Source organism: Thermodesulfobacteriota bacterium, assembly GCA_040756475.1.
Taxonomy (GTDB): domain Bacteria; phylum Desulfobacterota; class Deferrisomatia; order Deferrisomatales; family JACRMM01; genus JBFLZB01.
The window spans coordinates 1,039-14,617 of the sequence record JBFLZB010000020.1; the positions used below are offsets into that span (position 1 = coordinate 1,039).

The window sequence follows — 13,579 nt, forward strand, 5'->3', positions numbered from 1 at the left end:
TGAATCGGGGCCGGCGCGCGGTCTTCAACATGTCGGCGCTCCCTTGCTACAATCCGCCATTCCTTCGCGGCCGGACGGCCGCATCCCCGCCCTCCCGAGAATCGAGACCACCATGCTGGATGCCATCCTGGGTTTCTTCTCCACCGACCTCGCCATCGACCTGGGAACGGCCAACACCCTCGTCTACGTAAAGGGCAAGGGCATCGTCGCGAGCGAGCCCTCCGTGGTGGCCGTGCGCAAGGACGCCCAGGGGGGCGGCCGGATCCTCGCGGTGGGCAAGGAGGCCCAGCGCATGCTCGGTCGTACGCCGGGGTCCATCGTGGCCACGCGCCCCATCAAGGAAGGCGTGATCGCCGACTTCGACATCTGTGAGGCGATGCTGCGCTACTTCATCCAGAAGGTGCACAATCGGCGAAAGCTCGTGCGGCCCCGGGTGATCGTGGGCGTTCCCTCGGGCATTACCCAGGTGGAGAAGCGCGCGGTGCGCGAGTCGGCCGAGTCGGCGGGCGCCCGGGAGGTGTACCTGATCGAGGAGCCCATGGCCGCGGCCATCGGAGCGGGACTCCCGGTAACCGAGCCCTCCGGCAACATGATCGTCGACATCGGGGGCGGAACCACCGAGGTCGCGGTGATCAGCCTGGCGGGCATCGTCTACAGCCAGTCGGTGCGGGTGGCGGGAGACAAGCTCGACGAGGCCATCGTGCAGTACGTCAAGCGAAAGTACAATCTCCTCATCGGCGAGCGCACCGCCGAAGAGGTGAAGATCACCGTGGGCAACGCCTACCCCGACCCGGAAGAGAAGAACCCCACCATGGATGTGAAGGGAAGGGATCTGGTGGCGGGCATTCCCAAGACGGTGACCGTGAACAGCGCGGAAATTCGCGAGAGCCTGCGAGAGCCCATCAACGCCATCATCCAGGCCGTGCGCATCGCCCTGGAGAAGACGCCTCCCGAGCTCGCGGCCGATATCGTCGACAAGGGGATCGTGCTGGCGGGGGGAGGTGCCCTGCTGCGCAATCTGGATGTGTTGCTGCGGGAAGAGACCGGCCTGCCGGTCATGGTGGCCGACGATCCCCTCTCGTGTGTGGCACTGGGAGCCGGCATGGCCCTGGACGAGATCAGCCTGCTCCGAGAGGTCTGTTCCTGACCGGCGCCGCGCCGCGGGCCGGTTGCGGCGGCCCGGGGCGCCGCCCCCGCGATCCCGAAGTCCGGGCCCCATGACGGGGCGCGTCAACCCGTAGCTGAACGCCTCGAGGAGGGGGGGTCAGCTTCCTGTTCCAGTGCTCGGACTGCCCGACCCACGCATGCGCGAGGGTACATGCTCGGTTTCCTGCTGCGGTACCGCGGGGCGATCATCGGTGTGGGGCTCACGCTCGTGGCCCTGGGGGTGCTCTCGTCCGGCAGGGAGGACCCGGGGCTCGTGGGGCGGTCGGTGGGCCTGCTGGGCGCGCCCGTCCAGTTTGCGGTGCGGGGGATTGCCGACGGGCTCGGCTCGGCGGTGGACCGGTACGTCTTCCTCGTCAATACGGCCCGAGAGGCCGAACGCCTGCGCCAGGAGGTGGCGGAGCTCAAACGCGAGCTCCTCACCGTGGAGGAGGTGGCGCAGGAAAACGAGCGGCTCAAGACCCTGCTTGCGTTCAAGGAAGCCACCCCGCTTCGCCAGATCCCCGCACGGGTCGTGGGCCGCAGCGCCACGGCGTGGGTGCAGACGGTGGTGCTCGACCGGGGAGCGTCCGACGGGGTGGGCCCGGACTCCCCCGTCGTGACCCCCGCGGGAGTGGTGGGCCGGGTGTACGAGGTGGGCGCCCGGGCGAGCCGCGTGTTGCTCCTCACCGACGCAAACTCCGCGGTGGATGCGATCGTGCAGCGTACCCGGGCCCAGGTTCTGGTGGAGGGCAGCCACGGGTCCACGTGCCGGGTGCTCCACGTGGCCCGGGAAGACGAGGCGGCCCCCGGCGACCGAGTGGTCACCTCGGGGCTGGATGGGGTCTTTCCCAAGGGACTCCTCCTGGGGGAGGTCTCCCGGGTCGAGGTGCGGCCGGGCCAGGTCTTCCACCCCACCGTGCTCGTGCCGAGCGCGGATTTCTCCCGCCTGGAGGAGGTCTTCGTGATCCTCGGGGAAGGAGCGGGCGGCCCGTGAGAGCGCACCTCGCGTGGTGGGGGGCGCTGCTCGCCGGTCTCGTGCTCCAGACGACCCTCCTTCCCCTCGTCCTCTCCGATCCCTGGCGGCCGGACCTCACCCGCGCCCTGGTGCTCTGGGTGGCGCTCACCGGTATGCCCCGGGGCGGGGTCGTCCTGGCCTTCGGGGCCGGCCTGGCGCTGGAGGCGGCTTCGGGAACCCCGGGGGGCTTTGCACCGCTGCTGCGCCTGTTCCTCTACGCTCTCGCCCGGCCGTTCCGCGGCGTGTTCTTCGACGACCGCCCCGCGCTGCTGCTTCCCTTCGCGGCCCTGGGGCCGGTGGCCGAGGCAGCGGGCGTGGCAGTCCTGAGTCGGTATTCCTTCCGCAACCCCCTGGACCTCGCAGTGCTCGCATCCACGGCCTGGTCCCAGGCCCTGGTCGATGCCCTGTGCGTGCCCCTGGTCTTCGTGGTCCTCGAGCTCGCCAGCGGGCGCCGGCACCGCGCCGAGGCCCCCGCATGATCCCCGGAATGCTGCCGGCCCCGCTTCCCCTGCGCCGGCGTTTCCTGTGGTGCGTGGTCGCGGTGCTCGCGGTCTTCGGGGTCCTGGGCCTGCGGCTCCTGTACCTGCAAGTGCTCGAAGGGTCGCGGTACCGTTACCTGAGCGAGAACAACCGGATCCGGCTCGAGCGCGTGCTGGCGCCCCGGGGGATGATCCTCGACCGCAATGGAGAGATCCTGGCCGAGGTGCGGGCGACGTTCGACGCGCTGGTCATTCCCGCGGAGATGCCCCGGGGAGAGCGAGGGCGGGTGTACGCGCACCTGGCGGAAACCCTCCAGATGGATCCGGAGTTGATCGCCCTCGTCGTGGAAGGCCCGGGGCCGGCGCGCTGGAAGCCCCGCATTCTCGATCGGCGCCTCTCCCGGCCGGAGATGGCGCGGCTCGAGGTACACCGCCTGGAGCTTCCCGGGGTCGTGGTCCAGGCCACCCCCGTGCGGTTCTACCCCTTTGCTGATCTCCTGGGCTCGGTGCTGGGGTACGTGGGAGAGATTTCCGGGGACGAGCTGCGCCAGCCGGCCTACGCCGAGTACGAGGCGGGCGACGCCATCGGCCGTACGGGGCTGGAGTGGGCCTGGGAGGGGGAACTGCGGGGCGAGGCCGGCGGGCAGCAGGTGGAAGTGGACGTGCGGGGCCGAAAGCTCCAGGTGCTCGCCGAGCGCCCGGCCCGGCCCGGCCGCAACGTGGTCCTCACCATCGACCGGCGCTTGCAGCAAGCCGCCGCGGAGGCCCTGGGGCCGGCGGCGGGGGCGGTCGCCGTGGTCTCGGTGCGCTCGGGCGACGTGCTCGCCCTGGTATCGCGGCCATCCTTCGATCCCAACGTACTCGCCAGGGGGGTCACGGCCGAGGAGTGGGCCGCCCTCTCGGCCGACCCGCTCCATCCCTTGCAGAACCGGGCCATGCAGGGCCTCTACCCGCCGGCGAGCACCTTCAAGGTCGTCACGGCCCTGGCCGGCCTGGCCGAGGGGGTCGTTACGCCGCTCACCCGCGTGTTCTGCTCGGGAGCCTACACCTTCGCGGGCCGACCGTACCGGTGCTGGAAGAAGACGGGTCACGGCTCCGTGAACCTGCGCGAGGCCCTGATCCAGTCGTGCGACGTGTACTTCTACCAGCTCGGCATCGACCTGGGGATCGATGCCATCCACCGCCACTCACTGGCGCTCGGACTCGGAAAGCCTACGGGGCTCGACATGCAGGGGGAGAAGGCGGGGCTGGTTCCCTCGAAGGAGTGGAAGCGCAGGGCCCGGGGAGAACCCTGGTACACCGGCGAGACCCTCTCGGTGGCCATCGGGCAGGGATACCTGCTCTCCACGCCCCTGCAAATCGCCTCGCTGATGGCGGGCGTCGCACACCCCGACGGGGTGCGGATGCGCTCGCGTATCGTCTCCGGCACCGAGGACTCCCAGGGCCGGCCCATCCTGGAAGCGGGCCGCCGGGAGGCCGGCCGCCTGGAGTATCGGCGGGCGCACCTCGACCTGGTGCGCGACGCCCTGCGCGGGGTGGTGACGAGCGAGCGGGGCACCGGGCGCCGTTCCGAGGTGACGGACTTTCCTGTGGCCGGAAAGACCGGCACCGCCCAGGTGGTGAAGCTCCCGGCGGAGGCCGGGCTGCCCCAGGATCTCATCCCCCGGGAGCACCGGGACCACGCCTGGTTCGCCTGCTACGCGCCGGCCCACGACCCGGAAATCGCGGTCGCGGTGCTCGTGGAACACGCAGGAGAGGGCGGGGGCGCGGTGGCGGCGCCGGTGGCGCGCAAGGTGGTGGAAGCCTACCGCGACCTGGGCAGTCAGCGCCATGCCGGCGCAAAGGCGCCGGGGCAGGAACCGCGCCTGTGAGCCGCCGCGCCTGGCTGGGGCAGATCGACTACGGGCTCGTGGGGCTGGTGCTCCTGCTCTCGGGCCTGGGGCTGGTGGTGCTGTGGAGCGCGAGCCACGGTCCCGACGGCGAAGTGGCCGGGCACGCCGCCCGCCAGCTGCGGTGGATGGCCGTGGGTCTCGCCGCCATGCTCGTGGCCCTGGCGCTGGACTACCGCCACCTCGACAACTGGGCCGTTGCCCTGTACCTGGTGCACCTGGTGCTTCTGGCCGCCGTTCTTCTGGCGGGGAAGACCAGCATGGGGGCGCAGCGGTGGCTCCAGCTGGGGGGGCTGCGGTTCCAGCCCTCGGAGTTCATGAAGATCGCCATGGCGATCATGGCTGCCCACGTTCTCTCGCGGGAGGCCGCCCCGCCTCCCTATGGCGTGCGCCAGATCTGGAAGCCCGCCCTGGCAGCGCTGGTGCCCGCGGCGATGATCCTCCTCCAGCCCGACCTGGGGACCGCCGTGCTCGTGGCCGGCGTCGGGGGGGCGGCCATCCTGTTTCAGGGCTTGCGACGGCGACTGCTGGCGGTGCTCGGGGCCGGCGTTGTGGCCCTCGCGCCCCTGGGCTGGAGCATGCTCCACGACTACCAGCGCCAGCGCATCCTCACGTTTCTCAACCCGGAGAGGGACCCCCTGGGGGCCGGCTACCACATCATCCAGTCCAAGATCGCCGTCGGCTCGGGGCAGGTGCTGGGAAAGGGATTCCTCCAGGGCACGCAGGTGCGCCTCCAGTTCCTCCCCGAGCGGCACACCGACTTCATCTTCTCCGTTCTGGGCGAAGAGTGGGGTCTCGCGGGCTGCGGCCTGGTGCTCTTGCTCTACGCCCTGCTGATCCTATGGGGGATCGACATCGCCGCCAAGGCCAAGGACCCCTTCGGCCGTCTCCTGGCCGTGGGAGTCACGAGCATCCTCTTCTTCCACGTGGGGGTGAACGTGGGGATGGTGAGCGGCCTGCTGCCGGTGGTGGGCGTGCCCCTGCCGCTGTTCTCCTACGGCGGCTCCTCGGTGCTCACCACCTATGTCATCGTGGGCATCCTCCTGAGCATCCGGGCACGCCGGTTCTCCCGGGGCCTTTAGTCCGACGGTGGAAGAGCCGATGAAGAGCTCCATGATTACCCAAGACGCCGATACCTTCGTAGCCCTGGGGCAGGCCGTGTCCCTGGCCGCGGTGGAAGGGGCCCTGGACGAGCAGGGCACCCGGGACCTCACCGCAGCTCTCGTGGCGGGCATCCTGAGCGGCTGCATGGAGCTCGACACCTACGCCCGGGTCCACGACGCCCTGGCGAACCTCCTGGAGCGGGCCTTCCAGGGGCCTCCCCGGTCCCGAGCTGCCGGGGCTTCCCAAGGAGGACCAGGCGCGGCGGGCGACGAGAGCCTGGGGGTGTACCTGGAGGTGGTGGGGGAGGCCTGGGAGAAGGTGGCCTGGGCAGATGAGGTGTGCGGCCGCCTCACCGCGTTCGTGGCAGGCGTCTTCGATCTCTCCCGGGGCCGGTTCGGGGGCGGAGCCTGGTTTCGTGCGCCGCTGCGGGGCTCGGTGGAAGCGGTCGCCCGCGAGGCCCGGGCAGCGGGGCTCCTGGTGGTCTCGGTGCAGGGGTCCGTACCCGAGGGAAATCTCGAGGCGGTGCTGGAAACCGCCGAAGCTCCCCCGGGACCCTCCCGGATCGTGCTCGGCTGGGGCGAGCGCCGCACCGCCTTGGATCTGAAGCCGGCAAGCTGAGGCGAGAAGAGCCCCCATGGCCAAGCCCCGGCGCGTCTTCGAGTGCCAGCAGTGCGGCGCCCAGTCCCCCAAGTGGCTCGGGCGCTGTGCCGACTGCGGGGGGTGGGGAACCCTCGTGGAGACGGCCGTCTCCGCCGAGCCGGGCGCCGCGGCTCGGAGCGCCTTCGCGGGCCTGGCGAGCTCCGGTGGACCCATTCCCCTGTGCCAGGTGCAGACCGAGGGGGAGGAGCGCTCCCCCACCGGCATCCCCGAGTTCGACCGGGTGCTGGGGGGCGGGCTCGTGCCGGGCTCCGCCGTTCTGGTGGGGGGTGACCCGGGCATCGGCAAGTCCACGCTGCTGCTCCAGGTGCTCCAGGCTCTCTCCCGTGCCCAGGGCAAGACCTTGTACGTCTCCGGTGAGGAGTCGGCCCGCCAGATCCGCATGCGGGCCGACCGCTTGGGCGGTCCCGAGGCCGACCTCCTGGTGCTCGCCGAGACGGATCTCTCGCGGATCCTCGAAGCCGTGGAGGCGACCCGGCCGGCGGTGGTGGTGGTGGACAGCGTGCAGACCCTCTACTCGTCCGAGATCGGCAGCGCCCCCGGCACCGTGAGCCAGGTGCGGGAGGTCTCGGGGCGGCTCGTGGTCTGGGCCAAGACCCGGGGGATGCCCGTCTTCCTCGTGGGCCACGTCACCAAGGACGGCTCCCTCGCCGGCCCGCGCGTGCTGGAGCACATGGTGGATACGGTGCTCTACTTCGAGGGCGATCGGGGCCACCCCTACCGCATCCTGCGGGCGGTCAAGAACCGCTTCGGCTCCACCAACGAGGTCGGGGTCTTCGAGATGGGGGAGGGGGGGCTCGCCGGGGTCGCCAACCCCTCGGCGCTCTTCCTCTCCGAGCGGCCTGCGGGCGCCCCGGGCTCTGCCGTGGTGCCGGCCCTGGAGGGCACCCGCACCCTGCTCGCCGAAGTGCAGGCGCTGGTGAGCCCCTGCGCCTACGGAAGCCCCCAACGCACCACCTCGGGGGTCGAGCGCACCCGGGTCCAGATCCTCTCGGCGCTCCTGGAACGCCGCCTGGGCCTGCCGCTCCTCTCCCACGACATCTTCGTCAAGGTCTCGGGAGGCTTCCAGGTGTCCGAGCCCGCCGCCGACCTGGCCGTGGTAGCGGCGCTGTGCTCGGCGGTGCGCGACCGTCCCCTGCCCGAGAAGGCGGTCTTCTTCGGCGAGGTGGGTCTGGCGGGAGAGGTTCGGGGCGTCTCCCGCCCCGAGGCGCGGCTGGCCGAGGCTGCACGCCTGGGCTTTCGCACGGCCTACGGCCCCCGCAGCTCCGAGCCCGGCAAGGGTGCGCCGCGGGACATCGCGTTCGTTCCCGTGGGCCGGCTGACCGACCTGCGCGACGCCCTGGGAATGTGAGTGCCGCTTCGGCTGGGCGGACCAGCGGCCCAAGGCGGGTCGCTGCGGTCAACCCGACGACGCGTCCGGCCGATAGGTGCCGTTCGCCCGGCGCCTTCCCCGAACACGGAGTCGCGAGATGAACGAACGGCGCACCGAATCGCGAATTTCCCTGGGCCTGACCGCGACCCAGTGGGCGCTGATCGCCGAGGCCCTGGGGCAGATGGTCCGGGTTCACGCCGGGCGCCTCGACGAGCACGTGCGGGAAGGCACGCCGGTCTCCCCGGAGCAGCTGACGGCCTTCGACGTCCTCTCCCACACCTACGCCAATCTCATGCGTGAGCTCGCCCAGGCGGGACTCGCCGACGGCACCGCCCGCGCCGCGGCGCAGACGATCGACGAGTCCTCCTCCCTCCTCGAGAGCCGGTTCTCCGGGGGCGGCCGGCACTGAAGTTCCTCGGCCGGCGGAAGTGCCGGAAGGACCGGCGCGTGGGCAATGGGAAGCGCCTGCGCCGGGTTGACGGGCGCGCCACGGCGCAGGCGGGGTGGGTCCGCTTGGCGGGGCCCCCCCCGGCGCGGGGGGGGGGGGCCCGCCCCGCCGCCCCCACCCCCCGGTCCGTCGGGTGGTCGTAGGGGCGACCCGCGGGTCCCCCCCTACAGCTGGTCCTCCAGCTTCAGCACCTCCCGGAAGGGGTGCTGAAGCTGGGCGGTCTTCACGGTGATGACCGTGTCGGAAATCGTGCCGTAGCGGGTGGGATCGCCGGAAGCGGCCAGGTGGTGGGAGATCACGTCCACCAGCTCCGTCTCGGTACCCAGGCGGATGTGGTCCTCGTCGGTGGCGATCATGTCGGCGATGCGGGGCTTGGTGCGGTGGCGGATGAAGTGCTGGGCCCCCAGGGTCGCGGCCCGCAGGGCGTGGCCGCCGTCCCACCCCAGGGCCGTCAGGCCGATGAAGATCCCCGAGAAGACGTCCCCCGCCCCCAGGGTCGTGGTGAGTTCGGTAACGTAGTCGTCGCCGCATACGATGCGCCGCTCGGCAAAGCGCACCGAGGTTTCCCGCGCGAGGCTCGCCTTCTCCCAGAAGCGCTGGGCGCGTTCGGGGCTCAGGCGCTCCGTGAGGCGCGCCCCCTTGCTCCCCCCCGTGACCACGATCTTTCCCCCTTCCGGGCTCTCTCCCCGCTTGCCCCGGTTCATGCGGTTGGCCACCAGGGCGGCGGTGGCGTCGATGCCGCGCTTGGTCACCAGGTCGTCCAGGGCGGTGAGCTCGTCGCGGTTCAGCACCAGGTACTGCACGAAGGGGAGGATGGCGCCGTAGATCAGATCCTTGCGGTACTGGAAGAAGCGCTCCTTCTCCGTGGTGAAGTAGCGCGCGTCGATGAGCCGGTCCAGGCAGCGCAGGAGCGTCAGGGTCGGGCACACGGTGGTCGTGACCCCCGAGGCGTAGGCGGTTTGCAGCAGGCGCAGGAGCAGGCGCACCTCCTCGGGGTTCGTCATGGAGTTGACCACCAGATCGGTCTCCACGAAGTCCCGGTCGCGACGCAGCCCGTACTCCAGGCGAAAATACTTTTGCCGCAGCTGCTCGGGGGGGATCACGCCCTCGTTGGTGCGGCTGGCCAGGATCACCCGGTCCAGGGGGGAGCCTTCGGGGGTCAGCAGGGTGAAGACGTACCCGGTGCGAGGCACCAGCCCCTCCACGTGCATCTCTTCCCGGGGGCCGGTGTCCACCCCCAGCCGCCGGTAGAGCTCCTCGACCATGGCGTAATGGGGGTGCCCCGTGTCGCAAAAGAAATGGTGCTCGAAGCCCACGGCATCGCCGCGGCCCCCGAGCTCCGGGGAGCCGTAGAGCGTCTTGATCTCCTCGATGATGTTCTTGTTGTTGCCCCCCAGATGGATCGGCACCGGCGCCGACACCTCCACGACCTTCAGGTCTTGTTCGCCCCGGATCAGGGCCGGGAACGCCTGCCGAAGCTCCGCGGCCGCCGCGGCGAGGTCGCCGCACAGGGTGAAGGCGTACTGCTCGGCGTGCTTGCCCCCGAGCTCCAGCGAGTAGTAGGAGCGGTCGTGGACCTGCTGCACCTCGCGGCTGGCCATGGGGTTGACCACATGGGTCTGCCCCGTCGACTCGGCCCGGAAGCGAAACACCGCACCCACGGGCAGCAGAATGCGGTCGCCCACCACGAGGACATCGTCCTGGGTGGCCCGGGCGATCTCGTCCATCCGCACCGAGATGAGATAGTCGAAGACCGGTACCCCACCGAGAAACAAGAACCGCCGTGCCGCCTTCGCCATGAACGCTCCTCCCGACTCCTGCCCACGCGTGCGCCCGCCGCCGGTCACGTATCGGCCGGGCCGGCGGCGGCGGTGAGCCGCACATGTACCACAGGGGCGGCGGGGGAGGGCAACCGCCCGCCTCCCTTCCTCCCCCTCACCGGATCTCGAACCGGGCGAGGCGGCAGGGGAGGCCGCCGTGGAGGAGGGGCCAGTACCGGGCAGGCTTTAGCGCGAAAGACTTGGCCAGCCGGGCACTGGCCATGAACAGATGGACGTGAAATCCACGACAGCGATTCTTGAAGACCCGGCCCATGTCTTGGTACAGGGGAAGGAGCGCCTCCTCCTCTTCCAGGCGCACGCCGTAGGGGGGATTCGTCACCACCGTGGCTCCCCAGCCCGGGGTGGGGGCGAAGTCGCGCACGTCGGCCTGCTCGACCGCTACCGCGTCGCCCAGGCCCGCCGCCGCTGCGTTGGCTCGGGCGGCGGCCACGGCGTCGGGATCGAGGTCGCTCCCGCGCAGGACGAGGCGGCGAGGGGGCTGCACCGCCCGCCGGGCGGCCTCGCGGAGCTCTTCCCAGCGGCCCCGGTCGAAGCCAAGGGAACGCTCGAAGGCGAAGGCGCCCCCCAGGAGGCCCGGGGCGACCCCGGAGGCCAGGAGCCCCGCTTCGATGAGGAGGGTCCCCGAGCCGCACAGGGGGTCGAGAAAGGGGCTCCTGCGGTCCCAGCCGCTCAGGAGCACCGCGCCCGCCGCCAGGCACTCGCCCAGGGGGGCGGGGGTCGTCTGGACCCGGTAGCCCCGCCGATGCAGGGCGCGGCCCGCCACGTCCAGGGAGAGGGTGCAGCGGTCGTCCACCAGGCGGACCAGGAGGCTTGCGTCGGGGGTCTCGGCGTCCACCGAGGGGCGCACGCCGAAGCGCTCGCGAAACCAGTCTGCCACGGCATCCTTGACCTTGAGGGCGGCGAACCCCGAGTGCCGGTGCACCGGACCCGAGACCTTGGCGTCCACGGCGAAGGTCTGCTCCGGCTCCAGCACGGTGTCCCACGCAACCGCCCGGGTGCCCCGGTACAGGGCCTCGGGGGTGGGAGCCGCAAACCGCGCGAGCTCCCGGTAGATGCGCACGGCCGTACGCAGGTGCAGGGCTGCCCGCCAACCTTCCCACTCCTCTCCCTCGAAGCGCACCCCTCCGACCTGGGCTTCCGCCCGCGCCAGGCGAAGCCCTCGCGTTTCGGTCAGGAGCACGGCTTCGAGGCCCGGGGAGCAGGCGGCGAAAAAGGCGTGTCGCTGGGGTCGGGTCGGGGTCACGGCATCCGGCGCGGGAACAGGGGGAGAGGGGAGCCCAAGAGACCACAGGTGGTGAGGGGAGGGCAAGGGCCTGCGTTCTTTGACGAGCGCGGCCCGGGCCTGGTAGATAGGATGCGGTTTTGGTTCCGGGGCGCTTGCGGGGGGCTGGCCGAACCCGTTCGGCCGCGAGATGGAGCACCATGGGAAGGCTGCGTCTGACCATCGCGGGCAAGCTCTTGTTGGGGTATCTTCCCCTGCTGCTCCTGGCGGGTCTGGGCGCTTCCTACACGCTGCTCACGCTCGCCCGTCTCAATCAGATCACGGGCAGCATCGTCGAGGTGGACGTGCCGCTGGTGGAGGCGGCCGACCAGCTGGTCGACCACCTCCTGGCCCAGGATTCCTACGGGCGGCGCTATCTGCTGCTCCGGGACCCCGCCCTGGAAGAGGTCTTTCGCCAGCGCAGCCAGGAGTTTCGCGCAGGCCTCGGGAGGGTGCTCGAAATCCGGGGGGCCGACGATTCCTGGGCTCCCCGGATCGGCGCCCTGCACGCCGACTACGAGAGCTTGTTCGACCAGGCGTTCGCCCTTCCGGGGGAGCCCACCCCGGAGGCCAGCCGGGTTCTGCGGGCCAAGCAGGGCGAGATCCTGGATTCCCTGCGGGCCGAGTCGGCCGCGCTGCGCCGGGTGCGCAATCAGAAGACGCTGCGCACCTCCGAGCTCGGCCGGCAGGCGTTTCAGGCGACGGTCATTCTGGGGCTCCTGGGGGTGGCCCTTGCGGGGACCGCGGCGCTGGTCCTTTCCCGGAGCATTACCGGTGCGCTGCGCAGGCTCAAGGCAGCCACGGCGGAGATCGCGGAGGGCCGGTTCGACCGGGCGCCGGAGCTCGATACGGCCGACGAGCTGGGGGACCTGGCGCGGGCCTTCTCCGCCATGTCCGTTCGGCTCCAGCGCATGGAGCAGATGTGCCTGGATGCGAGCCCGCTTACCCGGCTTCCCGGGGGCGAGGCCATCGAGGAAGAGGTGCGGCGCCGGGCCGAGGCGGGAGCGCCCCTGGCCTTCTGCCTGCTGGATCTGGACAACTTCAAGGCCTACAGCGACAAGTACGGCTACGCGCGGGGCAGCGAGGTCATCAAGACGCTGGCGCGCACCCTGGAGCACGTCGTGGAAGAAGAGGGGCGTCCGGAGGACTTCGTGGGCCACATCGGGGGGGACGACTTCGTCCTCCTGACGGCGGCGGACCGTTTCCGGCCCCTGTGCGACGAGGTGATCCGGCGCTTCGATGGGGCGGTGCCGGCCTTCTACAGCGAGGAGGACCGGACGCGTGGGGTCATCCAAGGCGTGGACCGCCAGGGAGCGCCCGCCACCTTCCCCCTCCTGTCCCTGTCCATCGCAGCCGTTACCGAGCCCTCCCTGGTGCACAGCGATCCGATCCGGATCGGTGAGGCGGCGGCCCGGCTCAAGGAACGGGCGAAGGCGGCGGCGGGGAGCGTGTGCGTGAGCGACCGGGACGGGGCGACGTGGCCGGCGCCCCAGGGGAGGACGGGGTGACCGGGTGGGTCCGGTGGGTCGCTCTGGCTGCCGCGGCCGCAACCTTTGCCTGCGCGCCCTGGGCGAGCCCGGTCCGCCGGGCCGAACGGAGCCAGGCGGGCCTCACGGCCCTGGGCATCCCTGTGGAGATCGACCGTTGGGAAGGGGCGGCGCGGGATGCCCCGAGCGACGCCGAGCGAGCCCGGGCGCTCCTGCACCTGTCCCTCCTGCGCTCCCACCCGGCCAACCCCGAGCCCGACTACCGCGGGGCGCTGGCGGCGTTGGAGCGGTTTCGGGACCTGGCCCCCCAGGGGGCCGACGACGTCGCGCTTGGCCGACTGGAGGCAGTGCTCTCGGAGTTGGGGCGCTGCGAGCGGCGGGGCGAGCGGCGCCGGGAGGTGGCGGACCTCCTGGGCAAGGAAGAGCAGGAGGTGCGCCGGCGCCTGGAGGCCCTTCGCCGCGACAGCCGGGGCATGGCCGCGGTGCTGGAGCTCCTGGTGGAGGAAGGGCGGGTCCTGGGGCGCGAGAAGGAGCAGCTCGAGAGCCGCAACGAGGAGCTCGCCGCGCGGCAGCGGGAGTGGGAGGAGCGGGCGGCGCAGTTCGCCCGGGAGAACAAGGAGCTCGCCCGGGAGAACGCGGAGCTCAAGGAGACCCTGGAGCGCCTCAAGACCCTCGACCTCCAACTGGAACGTCTGCGCACCGGAACCGAGCCCCAATAGCATGCCGTTGGAAGACCGCTTCGCGGTGTCGCCTTCCGGATCGCGCCGCGCAGCATAGCGGTTCCGCGATCCCGCACTGCGCCCAGACGGTGGAGCCGGGGGGGGGGGGGCCGGGGGGCGGCCGCCCCCCCCGCGGCCGAGCGGGGGGCGCCACCAACACA

The 13,579-nt window shown here is 71.5% G+C and carries 12 protein-coding genes; 10 read left to right on the forward strand and 2 right to left on the reverse strand.

Features of this window, described 5'->3' with window-relative positions:
- Positions 1-112: 112 nt before the first annotated feature.
- The 8 genes from AB1578_04660 to AB1578_04695 all read left to right on the forward strand — a co-directional run bounded on the left by AB1578_04660 (position 113) and on the right by AB1578_04695 (position 8,071).
- Positions 113-1,147 (forward strand): rod shape-determining protein, encoded by a 1,035-nt coding sequence (locus AB1578_04660; GenBank protein MEW6487192.1) that lies wholly within the window; start codon positions 113-115, stop codon positions 1,145-1,147.
- 171 nt (positions 1,148-1,318) lie between these two features.
- Positions 1,319-2,140 carry a rod shape-determining protein MreC gene (mreC, locus tag AB1578_04665; protein ID MEW6487193.1) on the forward strand — a complete coding sequence of 274 codons (822 nt, stop codon included), beginning with the start codon at positions 1,319-1,321 and terminating at the stop codon, positions 2,138-2,140.
- Positions 2,137-2,640, forward strand: coding sequence for a hypothetical protein (locus AB1578_04670; GenBank protein MEW6487194.1), 504 nt, complete (start codon positions 2,137-2,139; stop codon positions 2,638-2,640). The genes mreC and AB1578_04670 overlap by 4 nt, the downstream gene beginning before the upstream one ends.
- The gene (mrdA, locus tag AB1578_04675; protein MEW6487195.1) at positions 2,637-4,511 is read left to right on the forward strand and encodes a penicillin-binding protein 2; all 1,875 of its coding nucleotides are present in this window, start codon (positions 2,637-2,639) and stop codon (positions 4,509-4,511) included. Before AB1578_04670 ends, mrdA begins: the two co-directional genes overlap by 4 nt.
- Positions 4,508-5,611 carry a rod shape-determining protein RodA gene (gene rodA, locus AB1578_04680; protein MEW6487196.1) on the forward strand — a complete coding sequence of 368 codons (1,104 nt, stop codon included), beginning with the start codon at positions 4,508-4,510 and terminating at the stop codon, positions 5,609-5,611. Before mrdA ends, rodA begins: the two co-directional genes overlap by 4 nt.
- 19 nt (positions 5,612-5,630) lie before the next feature.
- Complete coding sequence (locus AB1578_04685; GenBank protein ID MEW6487197.1) at positions 5,631-6,251, forward strand: hypothetical protein; 621 nt, start codon at positions 5,631-5,633, stop codon at positions 6,249-6,251.
- Between the two features lie 16 nt (positions 6,252-6,267).
- Positions 6,268-7,641: a DNA repair protein RadA gene (radA, locus tag AB1578_04690; protein MEW6487198.1), complete on the forward strand. Its 1,374-nt coding sequence runs from the start codon at positions 6,268-6,270 to the stop codon at positions 7,639-7,641.
- 118 nt (positions 7,642-7,759) lie between these two features.
- Positions 7,760-8,071: a hypothetical protein gene (locus tag AB1578_04695; protein ID MEW6487199.1), complete on the forward strand. Its 312-nt coding sequence runs from the start codon at positions 7,760-7,762 to the stop codon at positions 8,069-8,071.
- A gap of 203 nt (positions 8,072-8,274) precedes the next feature.
- Here AB1578_04695 and AB1578_04700 read toward each other — a convergent pair whose 3' ends face one another.
- On the reverse strand, positions 8,275-9,909 hold the full coding sequence (locus AB1578_04700) for a hypothetical protein (protein MEW6487200.1): 1,635 nt from the start codon (positions 9,907-9,909) through the stop codon (positions 8,275-8,277).
- A gap of 136 nt (positions 9,910-10,045) precedes the next feature.
- A complete protein-coding gene (locus tag AB1578_04705) occupies positions 10,046-11,194 on the reverse strand; it encodes a THUMP domain-containing protein (GenBank protein MEW6487201.1) in 1,149 nt (382 codons plus the stop codon).
- Between the two features lie 179 nt (positions 11,195-11,373).
- Between AB1578_04705 and AB1578_04710 the strand changes: the two genes are divergently transcribed.
- Positions 11,374-12,720 carry a diguanylate cyclase gene (locus tag AB1578_04710; GenBank protein ID MEW6487202.1) on the forward strand — a complete coding sequence of 449 codons (1,347 nt, stop codon included), beginning with the start codon at positions 11,374-11,376 and terminating at the stop codon, positions 12,718-12,720.
- Complete coding sequence (locus AB1578_04715; GenBank protein MEW6487203.1) at positions 12,717-13,418, forward strand: hypothetical protein; 702 nt, start codon at positions 12,717-12,719, stop codon at positions 13,416-13,418. Before AB1578_04710 ends, AB1578_04715 begins: the two co-directional genes overlap by 4 nt.
- Positions 13,419-13,579: the final 161 nt, after the last annotated feature.